This is a genomic window from Nonomuraea terrae (assembly GCF_044465245.1).
Taxonomy (GTDB): domain Bacteria; phylum Actinomycetota; class Actinomycetes; order Streptosporangiales; family Streptosporangiaceae; genus Nonomuraea; species Nonomuraea terrae.
On the sequence record NZ_JBITLL010000005.1, the window covers coordinates 956,220 to 974,847 of the forward strand.

The following is an 18,628-nucleotide window of genomic DNA, read 5'->3' on the forward strand; positions in this document are numbered from 1 at the left end:
GGAAGTTTCATTATGCGTCGCGTCCTAGCCGCCGCTCTGCTTCTGACCGCCGGCTGCTCCAACGTGCCGGCCCAGCCCGCCACCCAGCCGGCCGCGCAGTCGGCCGCCCAGCCTCCCGGCGGCCCTGGCACGATCGCTTGGGGGCCGTGCACCGACATCAAGCGCCCCGACGGCGAGCCACCGGCCCGCCAGGACACCTCTGTACGGTGCGGCAGGCTCGCGGTGCCCCTTGACTATGCCAAGCCCGACGGGGAGAAGCTGGAACTTGCGCTGATCAAGCTGCCGGCCACCGGTCCGGGCAAGCGGCTGGGCTCGATGGTGTTCAACTTCGGCGGGCCTGGGGCCTCGGGCGTCGACACGCTCGACCAGGCCGCCAAGGCTCTGACGTCGCTGCGCACCCGTTATGACCTGGTCAGTTTCGACCCGCGCGGCGTCGAGCGCAGCTCCGGCGTACGCTGCGGCGGCACCGCCGAGATGGACAGGTTCACCTCGCTCAACACGCTGCCGCCCGACGACGAGACGCACCGGGCGGCCGAGGCGGCCAACAAGGAGTTCGCCGCCCTGTGCCAGCGGCACTCCGGCAAGATCCTCCCGTACATCGGCACCGTCAACGCCGCCCGCGACATGGACCGCATCCGCACCGCCGTCGGCGACCCCAAGCTCAACTACGTCGGCATGTCGTACGGCACGCAGCTCGGCGGCGTCTACGCCACCCTGTTCCCCAAGAACGTCGGCCGCATGGTCCTCGACGCGCCGCTCGACCCCACGGTCTCGTTCGAGGAGCGCACGCTGGCCCAGACGCGCGGCTTCCAGCAGGCGTACGAGAGCTTCCTGCGCTCGTGCGTGAAGAGCGGCTCGTGCGAGGTCGGCCGTGACGAGGCCACCGCCGACGCCAACGTCGAGAAGCTGTTGACCCAGCTCACCGAGCGGCCGCTGCAGGTCGGCGGGCGGGCGCTGACGCAGGGCCTGGCCTCGACCGGCGTGGCCGCCGCGCTCTACTCCGAGCTCACCTGGCCGTTCCTGGAGCAGGCGCTCGGCGAGGCGCTCAAGGGCCGGGGCGAGGCGCTGATGTACCTCGCCGACACCTACACCGGCCGCTCCCCCGACGGCGCCTACTCCACCCAGATGACCAGCTTCCCGGCCATCACCTGCGTCGACACGGCCGAGCGGCCCAGCCAGGCCACGCTGCGGCGCACCGAGACGGCCGCGCTGAAGATCTCGCCGCTGTTCGGCAGCGAGGGCTCGGGCGGGCTGTGCCGGGTGTGGCCGGCCAAGGGCAGCGACGAGGCGCGGCACGTCGACGCCACCGGCTCGGCGCCGATCGTGGTGGTGGGCGGCAAGGGCGACCCGGCCACGCCGTACGAGTGGGCGCCGAAGCTGACGGCCCAGCTCAAGACCGCCACGCTGGTCACGTACGAGGGCGAGGGCCACGGGGCGTACCTGTCGGGCAGCAAGTGCGTCCAAGGGCTCGTGGACGGCTACCTGATCAACGGCACGGTCCCCCAGAAGGGCGCCACCTGCCCGGCCGCCTAGTCTTGCGCTGTGACGGACTACACATCGCAGATCGACAGGGAGACCGCGCGGCTGGCGGCACTGGCCGGTGATCTGTCCGTCCCGGTGCCGACGTGCCCGGGATGGACGCTCGCCGAGCTGGTCACACATGTCGGGCAGACCCACCGCTGGGCCGTGCACGTGCTGCGCGACCGGGTGCAGGAGCGCATCTGGTCGAAGCAGGTGGCCGGCGGGCTGCCCGAGGGCGCGAGCGGTGACGCGGACTGGCTCAGGGCCGGGGCCGCCGAGCTGCTCGACACCCTGCGCGCCACCGACCCGGCGACGCAGGTGTGGACGTGGGGGCCGGACCGGCGGGCGTCCTGGTGGCCGCGCCGGATGCTCTTCGAGCTGGTCGTGCACCGGGCCGACGCCGAGCTCGCGCTCGGCATCGAGCCGGAGATCGACGCGGCGACGGCGGCCGACGGCATCGAGGAATACCTGCACAACCTGCCGTACGCCGCCTGGGTCACCCGGCCGCTGGCCGAGCTGGGCGCGGAGGGGGCCACGATCCACCTCCACGCCACCGACGTCGACGGCGAGTGGACCATCACGCAGGGCCCCGCCGGGAAGATCACGTGGGAACGCGGGCACGCCAAGGGCGATGCTGCCGTGCGCGGCCCGGTCGCCGGCCTGCTGCTCATGCTCTACGGCCGCCGCTCCCCGGACGCGGCCGAGGTCTTCGGCGACCGCGACTTCCTGGAGCGCTGGTTGTCGACGACCGCGTTCTGATGAAGCCCTGGACGCGCCGCCGCTCGGCGATCGGCGGCGTGTCCAGGGCGAGGGTGAACCGCTCGGGCCCGGGGTGTCGCGGGGAAGGCGGTGCCCGGGCCGGGCGATCACCTGCGGTGGAAGACGCCGAAGACGCTGCCGGACAAGTCGCGCAGGTAGGCGAAGTCGGTGCCGGCGCCGTCGTCGATCACCTTGGTGAGCACCTTGCCGCCCAGCGCCTCGCTCTGGGCGCAGGTCTCCTCGACGTCGGCCACCTGCACGTGGAAGATCGCATGGCTCGGGAACGCGCCCTCGGTGTTGTAGAGGCCGCCGACCGGATGCCCGACGCCCGGCCGGCCGACCAGCCGATAGTCGATCGGGCCCTCGGCACGCTCGAACGTCCAGCCGAACAGCCCGCCGTAGAAGCGCTGGGCGCCCTCGGGGTCGTCGGACGCGACCTCGAACCAGGTCACTGTGTTGTCCATCGCCGTCTCCTCATCGTCTTCTCGAACAGGACAACGATCACCCGGGTAAGCGACAACCCTATGTCGGTGTTTCGGAACGACTTTTCGAGCATCTAATCGAGAACGGTGCCGTGCACCACCATTTCCGGCACCTCGGTCGCGAAGCCTTCGAGCGGCCGGTCGGGGCAGCGCTCGGCGGTGACGGTGGCGGCGGCGATGCGGTCGAGGCGGAAGACCCGCACGTCGTCGCGCAGCCGGCACCACGCCACGAGATACCAGAACCCGCCGCGCCCGCCCAGGAACACCCCCGGCTCGACGTCGCGCGAGGTCAGCGCGCCCTTGGCGTCGGCGTAGTCGAGCCGCAGCACCCGCCGGCGCAGCAGGGCCTCCTCGATCGCCCGCGAGACGCCCTCGGCGCCGAGCGGCCGGATGTCGCCGCCGGCCTCGGGCTCCATCAGCTGCACCCGGCGGGCCAGCTCGCGGGCGAGCTCGCCCTCGGAGCCCGGCATGGCGGCCACGACCTTGCGTAACGCGCTGCGCGCCTGGCGGCCGAACGGCTGGTCGCCGGCCCGGCTGAGGGCCACGGCGATGGCCACGGCCTCGGCGGGGGTGAAGTTGAGCGGCGGCAGCGACATCTTCTTGTCGATGGCGTAGCCGCCCTTGCGCCCCGGCTCGGCGTAGATCGGCACGCCCGACTCCTGCAGCGCGGTGATGTCGCGCTCGATCGTGCGCACGCTGACCTCGAACCGCTCGGCCAGCTCGCGGGCCGAGCGGCGGCGGGGCGCGATGGCGCGCAGGTCTTCGACGAGTGCGTAGAGCCGGTCCGTACGATTCACAGCGGTGACGCTACGCGGCGGGACCGACAATCGCGGCGCGCCGGCCGAGCCCTCGACACTCGCGTAACCCCGTGGATACAGGGGTCTCACGCTCCGGCGACCTCGGGCGGAGAGGCCGCCATTTTCACGTTCCGTAAAGTTCTCACGCGGCGCGCGTCCAGTCCAGGAGCCGGTCGAGGGGCCAGGTGTTGACGATCCGCCCGGCCTCGATGCCGCACCGGGCGGCCCGCTCGCATCCGAACCGCTGCCAGTCGAGCTGGCCCGGCGCGTGCGCGTCGGAGTCGATCGCGAACACGCACCCCATCTCGTACGCCAGCCGCATCAGCCGCTTCGGCGGGTCGAGCCGGTCGGGGCGGGAGTTGATCTCGACCGCCACCCCGAACCGCCGGCAGGCCTCGAAGACCAGCTCCGCGTCGAACTCCGACTCCGGCCGCTTCACCCCCCGCTTCCCGCCCGCCTGCACCACGCGCCCGGTGCAGTGGCCGAGCACGTCCACCAGCGGGTCGGCCACCGCGGTGACCATGCGGCGGGTCATCTCCTCACCGTCCATCCGCAGCTTGGAGTGCACGCTGGCCACCACCACGTCGAGCCGTCCCAGCAGGGCCGGGTCCTGGTCGAGCGAGCCGTCGGGGTTGACGTCCACCTCGATCCCGGTGAGCACCCGGAACGGCGCGAGCCGCCCGTTCAGCTCGGCCACGGCGTCGAGCTGCCGCTCCAGCCGCTCGGCCGACAGGCCCTTGGCCACGGTCAGGCGCGGCGAGTGATCGGTCAGCGCCACGTAGTCGTGTCCGAGCGCGATGGCGGCCTCGGCCATCTCCTCGATCGGGGAGCCGCCGTCGGACCAGTCGGAGTGGCTGTGCAGGTCGCCTTTCAGCGCCGTGCGCAGCGCGGCCGTCTCCGTGTCGAGCTCGATCTCGGCGGTCGCCCGCATTCTCCGCAGATATGTAGGAACCTGGCCGCCGAGACTCTCGTTGATGACGAGTGTGGTCACCTTGCCGATGCCGGGGAGATCGGCGAGCCCGCCGGTGTCCGAGAGCCGTACGAGCTCGTCGCGGGGGAGGTCGGCGACGACGGACGCCGCACGGCGGAAGGCCCGCACGCGATACGTCGGCTCGCCGGCGCGTTCGAGCAGGAAGGCGATCTCGCGCAGCGCCTCAACCGGTTCCATGCGTTCCGTCATACCCCGGCATTCATGACAAGGCCTTCATGACCGCGAATCAACACGTTGAACGGGGAGACCGGCCGCCACTAGGCTGAGCGGCCCAGGAAAGCAGGAGTTTGATGGCAAAACCGCCGCAGCCGCCCACGGATCCGCCGCGCAAGTCCTCGAAGGTCGTCCCACTGGCCGTCCTCGGGGTGCTGTCCGTGATGGTGGTCGGATACTGCGCGGCCGTATCGGACGACGAGGAGGTCGTCGCCGACTGCGTCATGTACGTGGACGACGACTCCCAGGCCGCCGAGCAGGCCATGAGCGACTACTACGGGTCCACGCTGGGCAACGACTCCGAGTCGGACGACGCCGCCGCGTCCCCGTCGCCGAGCCCCACCGCCTCGCTCCCGCCCGCGGGCTCGTACCAGGTCGTGGACGACGACTACTGCGAGGACGACGACGGCCACAGCAGCACCTACTACGGCGGATCGCGGGGGGCGTACATGTGGTACTACGGCGGACGGCGGGTCGGCAACGTGGTCCAGGGCGGCACCACCCTGCGCCCCTCCGACGTGAACATCAGCAGCCGGGGCGGCAAGGAGATCCAGCGCGGCGGCTTCGGCCGCAGCTGGAGCGGCGGGAGCTGACGTGCGGCGCGAGCACCACCCTCCCAGGGACGACTGGGAGAAGAAGATCGAGAGCCACGGCCTGGCCTACCACCGGGCCGCCCACCCGGCGGGCCTGAGCAGGCCCTACTGGGACGAGTCCGTCCACTACGTCTTCTCGCTGGAGGAGGTCGAGGCGCTGGAGGAGCAGGTCGAGGAGCTGCACGCCATGTGCCTGCGGACCGCCGACCACGTGGTCTCCACCGGCCGCTTCGCCGACTTCGCCATCCCCGAGTGGGCGTGGGAGGAGGTCGCGCGCTCGTGGGAGCGGCGCGACGGCCACCTGTACGGCCGCTTCGACCTGCGCTACGACGGCACCGGCCCGGCCAAGCTGCTGGAGTACAACGCCGACACGCCGACGTCGCTGGTCGAGACGTCGGTCGTGCAGTGGTTCTGGCTCCAGGACGTCTTCCCCGGCGACGACCAGTGGAACTCCGTGCACGAGCGGCTCATCGACCGCTGGCGCGGGCTGCGGCTGCCGCCCGGCCCCACCCACTTCGCCTTCACCAACGCCGACGAGACCGGCGAGGAGGCCATGACGGTGGCCTACCTGCAGGAGACCGCCGACCAGGCGGGCCTGCAGACGGTCGCCGTCGCCATGGAGGACATCGGCTGGGACGCGCTCAACCGCCGCTTCGTCGACGTCGAGAACCGGATGATCCGTTCGGCGTTCAAGCTCTATCCGTGGGAGTGGATGTTGGCGGACGACTTCGGACGCCACGCCGTACGCCACGCCACCTGGATCGAGCCGCTGTGGAAGGCGCTGCTGTCGAACAAGGCGCTGCTGGCCGTGCTGTGGGAGCTCAACCCCGGCCACCCCAACCTGCTGCCCGCCTACCTCGACGGCCCGCGCGAGCTGACCTCGTACATCGCCAAGCCGCTGCTCGGCCGGGAGGGCGCCTCCATGCGCATCGTCACCCCCGAGGGCACCCAGGAGACGACGGGGGTCTACGGCCGCGAGGGCTACGTCTTCCAGGGCTTCGAGGCCCTGCCCGTCTTCGAGGGGCAGCGGCCGGTGCTCGGCGCCTGGGTGGTCGCCGACGAGGCGGCCGGCCTCGGCATCAGGGAGACCACCGGCCTGATCACCGACGACACCTCCTCGTTCGTCCCGCACCGCATCGCTGCCTGACCCCCCTTTCCCACCGCACCACGTGATAGGAACTGACGTGACCCTTCTCGAAACCCTCGCCCGCGGCGCGGGCGCCATCGCCGCATACGCCGCCGTCGGCGTGATCCTGATGATCGTCGGTTTCTACGTGATCGACTGGGCCACGCCCGGCAAGCTCAGCGAGATCATCCGCCGCGAGCGCAACCCGAACGCCACCCTGCTCGCCTCCTCCGCCCTGGCCGCCGTCGGGCTCATCGTGGCCGCCTCCATCTGGGCCTCCGGCGGCCGGCTGGCGGAGGGCCTGGCGGGCACGGCCGTGTTCGGCCTGGTCGGCATCGTGGTGCAGACGGTCGCGATGCTGCTGTTCGACAAGGTCGTCGGCATCTCCGTACGCGAGCTCGTCAAGGAGCCCGAGCTGCAGCCCGGCGCACGCGTGCTGGCGGTGACGCACGTGGCACTCGGCCTGATCACCGCGGTCGCCGTCATCTAGGCGGGTGATCCAGACAGGCGCGAACGCCCGTTCCGGACATCCTGCGGGACCTGGCACTCTAGAGGCGTGACAGACCGGACCAGGGAGGACACCACACGCAGGCTCGAGCGCGCCATGGGCGCGCTCGGCACCGCGGCGATGGCGCGCATGGACGAGCAGCTGCCGTGGTTCCGCGCGCTGAGCGCCGAGGACCGTTCCTGGGTGGGGCTGGTGGCGCAGGCGGGGATCGCCGCGTTCGTCGAGTGGTTCCAGCACGCGGGCAATGACCGTCCCACGCCCAGCATCGAGTTCTTCGGCACGGCTCCGCGCGAGCTGAAGCGGTCGATCTCGCTCCAGCAGACCGTCGACATCGTCCGGGTCGTGGTGGAGGTCGTCGAGGCCCAGACCGACGAGCTGGCCGCCCCCGGCGGGGAGGACCAGCTCCAGCAGGCCATGCTGCGCTACACCCGCGACGTCGCCTTCGCCGCCGCGCAGGTCTACGCCCGGGAGGCCGAGGCCAGGGGTTCGTGGGACGCCAGGCTGGAGGCGCTGATCGTGGACGCCCTCGTCCGCGGCGAGGTGGACGACGGGCTGCACTCCTGGGCCGCCGCACTCGGCTGGACGTCCTCCCCCGTCGTGGTCATCGCCGGCCACGCCCCCGACGACGACCCGCGGGCGGTCATCGACGGCCTGCGCGAGAAGGGCCGCCGCATCGGCATGGACCTGCTGGCCGGGGTGCAGGCCGACCGGCTCATCGTCATCGTGGGCGGCGCCGGCAGCGTGGACGACGCGGCCAGGCAGGTGGTCTCGCGCTTCGGCGTCGGGCCCGTCGTCATCGGCCCCGAGGTGCCCGACCTGCACGCCGCCGCCCGCTCGGCCAGGGCGGCGCTGGCCGGGCTGAAGGCGTCCTGCGGCTGGCCGGACGCGCCGCGGCCGGTGCACGCCGAGGACCTGCTGGCCGAGCGCGCGCTCGACGGCGACGCCGATGCCCGCCGGCAGCTCATCGAGAACGTCTACCTGCCGCTCGCCGGCACGCCGCTGCTCGACACGCTGGCGACGTACCTGGAGCAGGGCACCTCGCTGGAGGCGACGGCACGGCTGCTGTTCGTCCATCCCAACACCGTCCGCTACCGCCTGAAGAAGATCACCGAGCTGACCGGCTACCAGCCGACCGAGGGCAGGTCGGCCTTCACTCTTCAGGTGGGGCTCATCCTCGGCAGGCTCTCGGAGAGTGCCGAAACCTGGCGCGCTCTAACGTAATGCCGCTGAAATCCCCACTGTGGCCTTCCTACAAAAGACCCCGGACAAAGTTCGTACGGATCTCCATCCTCGTGTCGGAGTTCTACAGGGCATGGTGGGTTTTGTGCTTGTACTCGTCGCTCCGGGCCAAGGCGCCCAAACACCAGGCTTCCTGACTCCGTGGCTCGAGCTGCCCGGACTCGCCGACCGGCTCGGCGCCTGGTCCGAGGTGGTCGGGCTCGATCTGGTGGCCTACGGCACGACCGCCGGCGCCGACGAGATCCGCGACACCGCCGTCGCCCAGCCGCTGCTCGTGGCCGCCGCGCTGGCCTCCGCCGAGGCGCTCGGCGTGACACCCGACGTGCTCGCGGGCCACAGCGTCGGCGAGTTCGCCGCCGCGGCCCTGGCCGGGGTGCTCACCCCGGAGCAGGCGCTCTCCCTCGTCCGCGACCGTGCCCAGGCCATGGCCAAAGCCGCCGCCGTCACCGAGACCGGCATGACGGCCGTGCTCGGCGGCGCCGAGGACGACATGCTCGCCGCCATCGACCGTCACGGGCTGACGGCCGCCAACATCAACGGCGCCGGCCAGATCGTGGCCGGCGGCACGCTGGAGCAGCTGGCCGCGTTCAAGGACGACGCGCCGGCCCGCGCCCGGCTCATCCCGCTGTCCGTGGCGGGCGCGTTCCACACCCGTCACATGGCCCCGGCCGTGGAGAGCCTGCGCGAGGCCGCCCAGCAGGTCACCCCCGCCGACCCGCGGGTCACGCTGCTCTCCAACGCCGACGGGCAGGCGGTCGCGAGCGGCGCCGAGTTCCTCGACCGGCTCGTCAAGCAGGTGAGCAACCCCGTCCGGTGGGGCTCCTGCATGGAGACCATGGCGGGCCTCGGTGTCACCGCGATGATCGAGCTGCTGCCCGGCGGCACGCTGACCGGCCTCGCCAAACGCGGGCTGCGCGGCGTGCGGACGGCGGCGCTCAAGACCCCAGACGACCTCGACGCGGCCAGGGAGCTGATCAAGTGAGGATCCCCGACATCGCCCCGGGCGCAAAGGTGCTGGCCCTGGGCCACTACCAGCCGGCCCACGTGGTGACCAACGACGACCTGGCCAAGACCATGGAGACCAACGACGAGTGGATCCAGTCGCGGGTCGGCATCAAGGAGCGCAGGGTCGCCAAGGAGGAGTCCGTCGAGGACATGGCGACCATCGCCGGCGGCAAGGCGCTGGCCGCCGGCGGCCTGTCCCCCGAGGACATCGACCTCGTCATCGTGGCCACCTGCACGCTGGAGACGCAGATCCCCAACGCCTCCGCGATCGTGGCCAACCGCCTCGGCATCAAGTCGCCGGGCGCGTTCGACGTCAACGCCGCCTGCGCCGGGTTCTGCTACGCGCTCGCCACCGCCAGCGCCGCCGTGCGCGGCGGGGCGGCCAGGAACGTGCTCGTCATCGGCTCCGAGAAGCTGTCGCAGTGGGTCGACTGGACCGACAGGTCCACGGCCGTGATCTTCGCCGACGGCGCCGGCGCCGCGGTCGTCGGCCCGGCCGAGACGCCCGGCATCGGCCCCGTGGTGTGGGGCAGTTCCGGCGACAAGTTCGACGCCATCGAGATCAAGGGCCGCGCCGGCTTCCTGCACCAGGAGGGTCAGACGGTCTTCCGGTGGGCCACCACCGCCCTGCACCCCGTGGCGCTGGAGGCGTGCGCCCGTGCGGGCGTCGACCCGTCCGAGCTGTCGGCGTTCGTACCCCACCAGGCAAACCTGCGCATCGTCGAGGCCATCGCCCGCAAGCTGGGCGCAGAGAAGGCCGTGGTCGCGCGTGACATCGTCCACGCGGGCAACACCTCGGCCGCCTCGATCCCGCTCGCGCTCTCGCGCATGCTGGAGCGCGGCGAGGTCCGCTCGGGCGGCCTCGCTCTCGTGCTCGGCTTCGGCGCGGGCCTGACGTACGCGGGGCAAGTGATCGAGATCCCCTGACGGGGTTCGCGGTCCATTTCATGAGCTTGTGCGGCCATGCCCGCACAGACACCAGGAAACCAAAGGAGAACTAGCGACATGGCTGCCACCGAGCAGGAAATCCTCGCGGGCCTCGGCAAGATCATCAACGAGATCACCGGCATTCCGGCGTCCGAGGTGACCCCCGAGAAGAGCTTCGTGGACGACCTCGACATCGACTCCCTGTCCATGGTCGAGATCGCCGTGGCCGCCCAGGACGAGTTCGGCGTCGAGATCCCCGACGACCAGCTCAAGAACCTGAAGACGGTCAAGGACGTCCTCACCTTCATCCAGGGCTGACCGAAGCACACCCATCTGATCAGTAAGGAGCGCGAAACGTGAGTGCGAACCGGGTACGTGTCGTCGTTACCGGGCTAGGCGCGACGACGCCCGTCGGTGGAGACGTCACCTCGTCCTGGACGGCGCTCCTCGCCGGTCAGTCGGGTGTCGAGACGCTCACCACGGACTGGATCGACGCCGTCCCCGTGAAGTTCGCGGGCACGGCGGCGGTCGATCCGGCCGAGGTGCTGCCGCGGCCCGAGGCCCGCCGCCTCGACCGCAGCGAGCAGTTCGCGCTGGTCGCCGCCAGGGAGGCCTGGCAGGACGCCGGCGCCCCCGAGGTGGCGCCCGAGCGGCTCGGCGTCGTGGTCTCCAGCGGCATCGGCGGCATCTCGACGACGCTGAGCGCGTACGACACGTGGCGTGAGAAGGGCTGGAACCGGCTTTCGCCGTTCACCGTGCCGATGCTCATGCCCAACGGCCCGGCCGCCTGGATCGGGCTCGACCTGAAGGCACAGGCCGGCGTGCACGCCACGGTGTCGGCCTGCGCCTCCGGAGCGGAGGCCATCGGCCACGCGATGGACATGATCAGGGTCGGCCGCGCCGACGTGGTGGTCGCCGGCGGCACCGAGGCCGCGATCCACGGCCTCAACATGGCGGCCTTCGCCGCCGCGCGGGCCATGTCCACCCGCAACGACGACCCGGCGGCCGCGTCCCGGCCGTGGGACCGCGCCCGCGACGGCTTCGTCCTCGGCGAGGGCGCCGGCATCGTGGTGCTGGAGTCCGAAGAGTACGCCAAGGCCCGCGGCGCGCGCATCTACGCGTACTGCGCGGGCGTGGGCTACTCCGCCGACGCCCACCACATCACCCAGCCGGAGCCCGAGGGCCGCGGCATCATCATGGCGATGACCCAGTCGCTCACCGACGCCGGCATCACCGGCCTCGACATCAAGCACGTCAACGCGCACGCCACCTCGACGCCCGCGGGCGACGTCGGTGAGGTGCAGGCGGTGGCCAAGGCCGTCGGTACCCACCCGCTGGTGACCTCGACCAAGTCGATGACGGGTCACCTGCTCGGCGGTGCGGGCGGCATCGAGTCCGTCTTCACCATCAAGGCCCTGCAGGAGCGGATCGTCCCCGCCACCATCAACCTCGACGACCTCGACGACGGCATCGATGTCGACCTCGTCCACGGCAAGAACCGCACACTGCCGGACGGCGACATCGCCGCGATCAACAACTCGTTCGGCTTCGGAGGCCACAACGTTTCCGTCGTCTTTAAGGGGGCTTAAATGACCGTGCTCGACAACCGGGTGGTGACCGACGGCTCCGATCAGGAGCCCGCCGATCCCCGCGACCCGGCCGTCCGCCTGGCCGCGCTGCTCGACGAGGGCTCGGTACGACTGATCACTCCCGAGGACAAGAGCGGCGTGCTGGCCGCCATGGGCCGCGTCGAAGGCGTCCCCGTCGTCGCCTTCTGCAGCGACGCCCGCTCCCAGGGCGGCGCCATGGGCAGCGAGGGTTGCGAGCACATCGTGCACGCCTACGACGTGGCCGTACGCGAGCGGGTGCCGGTCATCGGCATCTGGCACTCCGGCGGCGCGCGGATCCCCGAGGGCGTGGAGTCGCTGCACGGCGTGGGCCGGGTGTTCGCCGCCATGACGAAGGCCTCCGGCGTCGTGCCGCAGATCTCCGTGGTGGTCGGACCGGCCGCCGGCGGCGCCGCCTACGGGCCCGCCCTCACCGACCTGGTCATCCTGGCCGACTCCGGCCGCATCTTCGTCACCGGCCCCGACGTCGTGCGCAGCGTCACCGGCGAGAACGTCGACAGCGCCGCCCTGGGCGGCCCCGAGCCGCACAGCAAGCGCAGCGGCGTCGTCCACGTCGTGACCAAGACCGAGACCGACGCGTTCGTCAAGGCGCGCCAGCTCACCACACTGCTCGGCCACCAGGGCCGGGTGCGCAACGGCGAGATCGACGAGGTCGACTTCTCCGCGCTGCTGCCCGACTCCGCGCGCCGTGCCTACGACGTCAAGCCGCTGGTCAACGGCCTGCTCGACGAGCCGGGCATCGAGCTGCACCCCAAGTGGGCGCCCAACATCGTCACGTCGCTGGGCCGCCTCGGCGGCCGGACGGTCGGTGTGATCGCCAACAACCCGATGCGGCTCGGCGGCTGCCTCGACGCCACGTCCGCCGAGAAGGCCGCCAGGTTCGTACGTATGTGTGACGCCTTCGGTGTGCCGTTGGTTGTCATCGTGGACGTGCCCGGTTACCTGCCGGGCGTCGGCCAGGAGCACGACGGGGTCGTGCGGCGCGGCGCCAAGCTGCTGCACGCCTTCGCCGAGGCGTCCGTGCCGCGCGTCACGCTGATGACCCGCAAGGCGTACGGCGGGGCGTACATCGCGATGAACTCCCGCGCGCTGGGCGCCACCAAGGTCTTCGCCTGGCCGACGGCCGAGGTCGCGGTCATGGGCTCGGTGGCCGCGGTGCGCATCCTCAAGCGGCGCGACATCGCCGCCGCCCCCGAGGAGGAGCGGGCCGAGCTGGAGCAGCGCCTGGCCGAGGAGCACGAGAAGCTCGTCGGCGGCCTGTCCAGGGCCCAGGAGGTCGGCGTCATCGACGAGGTGATCAAGCCCGAGGAGACCCGCGGCGCCATCGCCAAGGTCCTCGCCCAGGCCACCCCGGCCCGCGGCGCCCACGGCAACATCCCGCTGTAACCCTTCCGGCAACGGCGAGGGCCCCGCACGACGTCGTGCGGGGCCCTCGCCGTTCCGCTGTCATGGCGCACCTGGACGGAGCCGGGTGACGGGCTCGCCGCGGCGACGGCCCGGGGCCGGCCCTCCCTGTCAGACGGCGGCGTGCAGCCAGCGGACGGGGGCGCCGTCGCCGGCGTACCTGAACGGCTCCAGCTCCTCGTCCCACGGCTTGCCGAGCAGCTTGTCCAGCTCCTCCTCCAGCACGCACCGCCCCTGCGCGGCCATCATCATCGCGGCGCGGAGCCGGTCCTCGGGGATCATGATGTCGCCGGAGGCGCCGATGGCCGCCGTGAAGGCGCCAAGAGTCGGCGTATAGGCATGGCGGGAGCCGTCCACACCGGGTGAGGCGTCCTCGGTGATCTCGAACCTGAGGCGCTGCCAACCCATGAGGGACGACGCGATGGCCGCCGCGATGCCGGGCCGGCCCTCCCATTCCGCCTGCGCGCGGACCACGTTGGGCGCGGCGGGTTGCGGCGTCCACGTCAGGTCTACGGGCACGCCAAGAACACCCGCGACTGCCCATTCGATGTGAGGGCACAGCGCGGGCTGAGCCGAGTGGACGTAAAGGACGCCACGAGCAGACACCGGACCTCCCGTTTCGGTACGAGGTGCGCCTTCCCCAACGGCCTCGCCCCAGGATGATCACAAGTGACTAGGGAGAGACTACCGTCGGTCGCCATCCGGCACCAGAGGGGGGCCATACCAAGTTGGTGCTGATGTGGCGGGTGACAGGCCGCCGAGCGAGGAAAGATACCGGCTCATGGAACTGGAATCTGTCGGCGCGGCGCTCATCCGCCCGGGTCAGGTGCTGATCGACCGCAGCGCGATGTCCGCCGCGGCGCGCTGGACCCAGGCGGTGTCGGAGGCCGACGGCGTCTGCGTGGTGCACCTGGCGCCCGGCGCCGACCCGTGCGAGGTCACGGCCGAGCTGCGCGACCGTGGCCTGCGGGCCTCGCCCAACCACGTGCTGCGCGGCCAGCCGCTGTTCTTCGGCGGCCCGGCCTCCCGTCCCTTCCCCGCCGAGCCCGTTCCCTTCAAGCACCGCCGCTCGCGTTCCGGCGTCGTCATCGGCCTGCTCGACACCGGCGTGGCCAAGCATCCGTGGTGGTCCGGCAGCGACTGGTACGCCCGCCTCGCCCCCGAGCAGGCCGACGCCGCCGAGGGCTCGCAGGCCGGCCACGGCACGTTCCTCGCGGGCCTGCTGGCGCGCGGGGCCCCGGGCGCCGCGCTGTGCGTGGAGCGGGTGCTCGACGGCGACGGCCTCACCGATGAGGCGACCGTCGTCCGCGCCCTGCACCGCATGCGCGAGCGGCCGCCGCACGTGCTCAACCTCTCCTTCGGCTGCCACACCTTCGACGACCGGCCGCCGCCCCTGCTGACCGACGCCATCCGCGCGCTCGACGACACGGTGACCGTGGCCTGCGCCGGCAACACCGCCTCCGACCGGCCGTTCTGGCCCGCCGCGCTGCCGTACGTGGTCGGCGTGGCGGCCGTGGACGCGACCCTGCGGCGGCGGGCGCCCTACTCCGGTCACGGCACCTGGGTGGACGCGTGCGCTCCGGGCGACTGGCTGACGAGCAGCTATCTCGACACCGCGGGGTTCAGCGGCTACGCCACGTGGAGCGGCACGTCGTTCGCCACCGCGCTGGTGGCGGGCGTCATCGCCGAGGGAGCCGCGGACGAGCCGGCCCGCGACGTCGCCGCGCGGCTGCTCGAGTCGGAGGAGGCCGAGCAAATTCCCGATCTGGGAGTTCTCGTCCGGGGGAATCTGTAGAGTTTACGCTCAGTCCCCAGACAACCACGAGGAGGCGTGACCGCCTCTTGGTGCCGGACGGAAGGAGGCCGCATGCGCGACGCACGCGAACCAGCGGAGCTGCTCCCGGCCGCGGCGGGGGGCGACCGGTCGGCCTGGGAGGAGCTGGAGTCGCGCTTCGGGCCGCGCATGTGGGCCGTGGCCCGCGCCTGCGGCCTCGGGCCCGCCGACGCGGCGGACGCCGTCCAGGGGGCCTGGCTACGACTGCTCCAGCACCTGCACACGATCAGAGAGCCGGCGGGGGTGGGCGCCTGGCTCATGACGACCGTACGCCGGGAGGCCCTGCAGCTCCTGCGCAAGGAGCGCGCGCTGATCTCCTCCGTCGAGGTGGTCGAAGAGGCCGACCCGGCCGCGGCCGTCCTGGAGGCCGACGACCGGCGCCTGCTCTGGAAGACGGTCTCCGCCCTGCAGGAGCCCTGCCGCAGCCTGCTCCAGCTCGTCGCCAACGACCTCGGCAACCAGCAGGTGGCCTTCCGGCTCGGGCTTCCCGTCGGCAGCGTCGGCCCGACGAAGGCCCGCTGTCTCGACAAACTGCGCACTCTGATCTCGACACAGGAGACGGCGCAATGATCAACGACGAGTATTTCCTGGCCGCCCTGCGGCTGGCCACCGGAAACGACCCGATCCCCGGTCATGTGTCCGCCGCCGCACGTGACGCCTTCGGGCTCAGGGTCCCCCATTCGGTGACCGCCGGGCCGGCGGAGTGCTCAGCCGTCCGGGGCGTCCGCGACGACGACGGCTCCCACCTGGTGCGCTTCGTCGCCGCCGGGCTGACCTTCGACCTGGAGGTGAGCGAGGGCGACGGGCTCATCGACGTCGCCGGGCTCATCTCCCCCTATCCGGGCGAGGGCGCCCTGGTCGACGTCAGGACCCCACACCTCACTCTCACCCGGCGCATCGCGCACACCGGTCATTTCGCGGCCACCGGCCTGCCTCCGGGCTGGATCAGCGTGGTGTGCCACCGGCCGGGCCAGGCGCCCGTCCAGACCACGTGGGTGCGCATCCGCCCCTGACTCCGCCGCGACCATGAGCACACCAGCGGACGAACCGGGCGGCCTCGACCGGCTCGTCGCCGCGGCCGAGACCGCCATGCTGCGTTCCCTGGTCGACCCCGAGGACGCGATGCGGGCGGGGCGCGTCATCCTCGATGCCGCCGGTCGGGCCGGCCACACGGAGGCCGAGGTCGTGGCGTTGCGGGCGATGGCGCTGGCCGCCCGCGAGCTGGGCGACCTGGAGGGCGCCGAACACCACCTGCGCCGGGCCATCGCCACCACGGGAGCACCGGCCGCGCGGGTCGCGCAGGCGCGGCTGTCGCTGGTCACCGTACGCACCGAGCGGGGGCATCCCCTGCAGGCGCTGCGCGTGGCGGCGCTGGCCTGGGTCTATCTGTCGCCGCTCGACCGCGCCAAGCTCGACACCCAGCGCGCGGTCGCCCTCGCCCATCTCGGACGCCACCAGGAGGCCACCGCCGCCTGCGACCGCGCGCTCCGCGCCCTGGCGAACGCGCCCGGCACCCTCGACGACCGCCGTTTCCTGGCCGGTGGGCTGCTCAACCGGGGCCTCATCCACGCCTACCGGGGCGACTGGGACGCCGCCATGCGCGACCTGTCCGCCTGCCTGCAGATCGCCGAGCAGGCCGGGCTGCGCCACCTGGCCCGCCTGTCCGCGGCCAACCTGCCCTTCCTGTCCGTACGCCGGGGCGACATCGCGGAGGCGTTCAAGCACTACCAGGAGGCCGAGGAGACCCTGTTCGGCTTCCCCGAGCGGCTGGCCACGATGCGGGCCGACTTCGCCGGCGCGTTGCTGGCCGCGCACCTGCCGGGGGAGGCCAGGGCGATGCTGAACCTGGCCGTACCCGATCTGGAGGCGGCGGGCGCGCACGTCGCGCTGGCCGAGGCCCGGCTGAAGCTGGCACAGGTCGAGCTGCTCACCGGCGACCCGCACCGGGCCGTGCAGGTGGCCGAGCAGGCGGCGGCGGAGCTGGCCGCGCAGGAGCGCACGTCGTGGCTGCCGCTGGCCACGGAGGTGGTGCTGCGCTCCCGGCTGGCCCTCGGACCGGTCACACCGGAGCTGGTGGCCGAGCTGGTCGCGTGCGCCGACGCGCTGGAGGACGGCGCCCACCCGGCGGACGCGGCGGCGCTGCGGCTGGAGGCCGCCGTGGCGGCGCTCGCCGTGGACGACCACCCGACGGCCTCGGCGCAGCTGACCCGGCTCACCCGGCACGCCGAGCGGCGCGAGCGGTGGGTGCCGGCCGGCACCCGGCTGACCGCGTTGTCCGCCGTGCCGACGTCCGCTCCTCCGATCCCGGCGCCGGTGCGCCAGCACGCGCTCGCGTTGCAGGCGGCGCTGCAGGAGGACGTCCCGGCGGCCTTCCACGCGCTGCGCGAGGGACTGGCGGAGGTGAGCGGGCAGGTGGAGACGTTCGACGACCCGTCGGTACGCGCCCACGTGGCCAGGTCCGGGGAGCGGCTGGCGGCGTTCGGGCTGGGGCTGGCGGTGCAGAGCGGCGACGTCGTGGAGGTGTTCGCCTGGGCCGAGCGGTGGCGGGCCGTGGCGGCGCCCGCCCACGCGTGCGCGCTCGCCGACCCCGAGCGGGTGCGGGCGGAGCTGGGGGAAGGCGTCCTCGTGGAGTACGTCGCCGACCAGGACACGTTGCTGGCCGTGCTGATCAGCGGGGAGCGGACGCTGCTGCGGCGGCTGGCCGACGTGCGCGAGGTCAAGGAGGCGATCGTCCGGCTCCGGTACGCGCTGCGCCGCCGGCACGAGGCCGGCGTGGAGGCCGCCGCGGAGGAGGTCGAACGGCTGCTGCTGCGGCCGCTGGCGGACCTGCTGGGTGACCGGCCGCTGGTGGTGGTGCCGGTGGGCGCGCTGCACACGCTGCCCTGGGGCGCGCTGCCGTGCCTGCGGGAACGCCCGGTGAGCGTGGCGGCCAGCGCCGCCGGCTGGGTCCGGGCACGGGAGCTGCCTCGCCCTGATGGGACGCCGGTCGTGGTGGCGGCGGCCGGGCCCGCGCTGGCGCACGCCGAAGCGGAGGTGGAGCACGTGCTCGCCTGCCACCGGGGCGGGCGGCGGGTGCCCGCGCGCACCAAGGCGGTGCTGGAGGCCCTGGAGACGGCCGACGTGTTGCACCTGGCGGCCCACGGGGTGTTCCACGCGCGCAGCCCGCTGGTGTCGGGCATCACGCTGGAGGACGGCTCGCTGATGGCGTACGACCTGCTGGAGGCGCCGCGTTCGGCCGGGCTCGTGGTGTTGTCGGCGTGCAACTCCGGAATGTCGCGTACACCGATGGAGGGCGCGCCACTCGGCCTGCCGGGGACGTTCCTCGCCAAGGGGTCGTCCTGCGTGATCGCCGGAATGGTGCCGGTACGTGACGAGACGGCACGGGCGCTCATGGGCATCTTCCACGAGCTCGTGGCGGCTGGTCAGCCGCCGGACGCGGCACTGGCGTACGCGGCGGCCAAGACGGAGGAGGTGGGCTTCGTCTGCTTCGGCGCCGGCGATCTCCCCCTCTACTGACAACCCCCTCGAACCCCGCTGCCCAGCCGCTCTCTCCCCCACTCCGCGGTGTTCCTTCGCCCCGGACCCGTCGCCCCGCCCCGAA

General features: G+C 72.5%; 19 protein-coding genes. 15 read left to right on the top strand and 4 right to left on the bottom strand.

What is annotated here, in order from left to right:
• Positions 1–12: 12 nt before the first annotated feature.
• Together ACIBP6_RS28170 and ACIBP6_RS28175 are read left to right on the top strand one after the other, a co-directional pair.
• Positions 13–1,533, top strand: a complete 1,521-nt coding sequence (locus ACIBP6_RS28170) for an alpha/beta hydrolase (protein ID WP_397056867.1) — start codon at positions 13–15, stop codon at positions 1,531–1,533.
• 9 nt (positions 1,534–1,542) lie between these two features.
• Entirely contained in the window at positions 1,543–2,280 is a 738-nt protein-coding gene (locus tag ACIBP6_RS28175) for a maleylpyruvate isomerase family mycothiol-dependent enzyme (RefSeq protein WP_397056869.1), read from the top strand.
• A 107-nt stretch (positions 2,281–2,387) separates the two neighbouring features.
• On the opposite strand, the gene ACIBP6_RS28180 is transcribed toward ACIBP6_RS28175, so the two are convergent.
• The 3 genes from ACIBP6_RS28180 to ACIBP6_RS28190 all read right to left on the bottom strand — a co-directional run bounded on the left by ACIBP6_RS28180 (position 2,388) and on the right by ACIBP6_RS28190 (position 4,727).
• A complete protein-coding gene (locus ACIBP6_RS28180) occupies positions 2,388–2,744 on the bottom strand; it encodes a VOC family protein (protein WP_397056870.1) in 357 nt (118 codons plus the stop codon).
• A gap of 92 nt (positions 2,745–2,836) precedes the next feature.
• The gene (locus ACIBP6_RS28185) at positions 2,837–3,559 is read right to left on the bottom strand and encodes a helix-turn-helix transcriptional regulator (RefSeq protein WP_397056872.1); all 723 of its coding nucleotides are present in this window, start codon (positions 3,557–3,559) and stop codon (positions 2,837–2,839) included.
• 142 nt (positions 3,560–3,701) lie between these two features.
• Positions 3,702–4,727, bottom strand: coding sequence for a PHP domain-containing protein (locus ACIBP6_RS28190; RefSeq protein WP_397056874.1), 1,026 nt, complete (start codon positions 4,725–4,727; stop codon positions 3,702–3,704).
• Between the two features lie 113 nt (positions 4,728–4,840).
• On the opposite strand from ACIBP6_RS28190, the gene ACIBP6_RS28195 reads away from it, so the two are divergent.
• The 9 genes from ACIBP6_RS28195 to ACIBP6_RS28235 all read left to right on the top strand — a co-directional run bounded on the left by ACIBP6_RS28195 (position 4,841) and on the right by ACIBP6_RS28235 (position 13,175).
• The gene (locus tag ACIBP6_RS28195) at positions 4,841–5,356 is read left to right on the top strand and encodes a hypothetical protein (protein WP_397056876.1); all 516 of its coding nucleotides are present in this window, start codon (positions 4,841–4,843) and stop codon (positions 5,354–5,356) included.
• Position 5,357: 1 nt separating this feature from the next.
• Positions 5,358–6,503 (top strand): glutathionylspermidine synthase family protein, encoded by a 1,146-nt coding sequence (locus ACIBP6_RS28200; protein WP_397056877.1) that lies wholly within the window; start codon positions 5,358–5,360, stop codon positions 6,501–6,503.
• Between the two features lie 37 nt (positions 6,504–6,540).
• On the top strand, positions 6,541–6,972 hold the full coding sequence (locus tag ACIBP6_RS28205; RefSeq protein WP_132617602.1) for a DUF350 domain-containing protein: 432 nt from the start codon (positions 6,541–6,543) through the stop codon (positions 6,970–6,972).
• Positions 6,973–7,086: 114 nt separating this feature from the next.
• Positions 7,087–8,211 (top strand): PucR family transcriptional regulator, encoded by a 1,125-nt coding sequence (locus ACIBP6_RS28210; RefSeq protein ID WP_132617634.1) that lies wholly within the window; start codon positions 7,087–7,089, stop codon positions 8,209–8,211.
• A 103-nt stretch (positions 8,212–8,314) separates the two neighbouring features.
• Positions 8,315–9,211, top strand: coding sequence for an ACP S-malonyltransferase (locus ACIBP6_RS28215; protein ID WP_397056880.1), 897 nt, complete (start codon positions 8,315–8,317; stop codon positions 9,209–9,211).
• Positions 9,208–10,161 carry a beta-ketoacyl-ACP synthase III gene (locus tag ACIBP6_RS28220; RefSeq protein ID WP_397056882.1) on the top strand — a complete coding sequence of 318 codons (954 nt, stop codon included), beginning with the start codon at positions 9,208–9,210 and terminating at the stop codon, positions 10,159–10,161. Before ACIBP6_RS28215 ends, ACIBP6_RS28220 begins: the two co-directional genes overlap by 4 nt.
• Positions 10,162–10,239: 78 nt before the next feature.
• Positions 10,240–10,479, top strand: a complete 240-nt coding sequence (locus tag ACIBP6_RS28225; RefSeq protein WP_055506111.1) for an acyl carrier protein — start codon at positions 10,240–10,242, stop codon at positions 10,477–10,479.
• 38 nt (positions 10,480–10,517) lie between these two features.
• Positions 10,518–11,750 carry a beta-ketoacyl-ACP synthase II gene (gene fabF, locus ACIBP6_RS28230; protein ID WP_132617596.1) on the top strand — a complete coding sequence of 411 codons (1,233 nt, stop codon included), beginning with the start codon at positions 10,518–10,520 and terminating at the stop codon, positions 11,748–11,750.
• Positions 11,751–13,175: an acyl-CoA carboxylase subunit beta gene (locus ACIBP6_RS28235; protein ID WP_397056885.1), complete on the top strand. Its 1,425-nt coding sequence runs from the start codon at positions 11,751–11,753 to the stop codon at positions 13,173–13,175.
• A 129-nt stretch (positions 13,176–13,304) separates the two neighbouring features.
• On the opposite strand, the gene ACIBP6_RS28240 is transcribed toward ACIBP6_RS28235, so the two are convergent.
• Entirely contained in the window at positions 13,305–13,799 is a 495-nt protein-coding gene (locus tag ACIBP6_RS28240) for a DUF3145 domain-containing protein (protein ID WP_397056887.1), read from the bottom strand.
• Positions 13,800–13,974: 175 nt separating this feature from the next.
• Here ACIBP6_RS28240 and ACIBP6_RS28245 point away from each other — a divergent pair, with 175 nt between their 5' ends.
• The 4 genes from ACIBP6_RS28245 (at position 13,975) to ACIBP6_RS28260 (ending at position 18,543) form a co-directional block, all read left to right on the top strand.
• On the top strand, positions 13,975–14,988 hold the full coding sequence (locus tag ACIBP6_RS28245; RefSeq protein WP_397056889.1) for a S8 family peptidase: 1,014 nt from the start codon (positions 13,975–13,977) through the stop codon (positions 14,986–14,988).
• A gap of 72 nt (positions 14,989–15,060) precedes the next feature.
• Positions 15,061–15,597: an RNA polymerase sigma factor gene (locus ACIBP6_RS28250; RefSeq protein WP_132617588.1), complete on the top strand. Its 537-nt coding sequence runs from the start codon at positions 15,061–15,063 to the stop codon at positions 15,595–15,597.
• Positions 15,594–16,040: a hypothetical protein gene (locus ACIBP6_RS28255; protein ID WP_397056891.1), complete on the top strand. Its 447-nt coding sequence runs from the start codon at positions 15,594–15,596 to the stop codon at positions 16,038–16,040. Before ACIBP6_RS28250 ends, ACIBP6_RS28255 begins: the two co-directional genes overlap by 4 nt.
• Before the next feature lie 13 nt (positions 16,041–16,053).
• Complete coding sequence (locus tag ACIBP6_RS28260) at positions 16,054–18,543, top strand: CHAT domain-containing protein (RefSeq protein WP_397056893.1); 2,490 nt, start codon at positions 16,054–16,056, stop codon at positions 18,541–18,543.
• Positions 18,544–18,628: the final 85 nt, after the last annotated feature.

Excerpts from the sequence above, each read along its gene's own strand:
- ACIBP6_RS28170 (WP_397056867.1), top strand. The coding sequence starts at position 13 with ATGCGTCGCGTCCTAGCCGCCGCTCTGCTTCTGACCGCCGGCTGCTCC.
- ACIBP6_RS28180 (WP_397056870.1), bottom strand. The coding sequence starts at position 2,744 with ATGGACAACACAGTGACCTGGTTCGAGGTCGCGTCCGACGACCCCGAG.
- ACIBP6_RS28190 (WP_397056874.1), bottom strand. The coding sequence starts at position 4,727 with ATGGAACCGGTTGAGGCGCTGCGCGAGATCGCCTTCCTGCTCGAACGC.
- ACIBP6_RS28195 (WP_397056876.1), top strand. The coding sequence starts at position 4,841 with ATGGCAAAACCGCCGCAGCCGCCCACGGATCCGCCGCGCAAGTCCTCG.
- ACIBP6_RS28210 (WP_132617634.1), top strand. The coding sequence starts at position 7,087 with ATGGGCGCGCTCGGCACCGCGGCGATGGCGCGCATGGACGAGCAGCTG.
- ACIBP6_RS28225 (WP_055506111.1), top strand. The coding sequence starts at position 10,240 with ATGGCTGCCACCGAGCAGGAAATCCTCGCGGGCCTCGGCAAGATCATC.
- ACIBP6_RS28235 (WP_397056885.1), top strand. The coding sequence starts at position 11,751 with ATGACCGTGCTCGACAACCGGGTGGTGACCGACGGCTCCGATCAGGAG.
- ACIBP6_RS28245 (WP_397056889.1), top strand. The coding sequence starts at position 13,975 with ATGGAACTGGAATCTGTCGGCGCGGCGCTCATCCGCCCGGGTCAGGTG.
- ACIBP6_RS28250 (WP_132617588.1), top strand. The coding sequence starts at position 15,061 with ATGCGCGACGCACGCGAACCAGCGGAGCTGCTCCCGGCCGCGGCGGGG.
- ACIBP6_RS28255 (WP_397056891.1), top strand. The coding sequence starts at position 15,594 with ATGATCAACGACGAGTATTTCCTGGCCGCCCTGCGGCTGGCCACCGGA.
- ACIBP6_RS28260 (WP_397056893.1), top strand. The coding sequence starts at position 16,054 with ATGAGCACACCAGCGGACGAACCGGGCGGCCTCGACCGGCTCGTCGCC.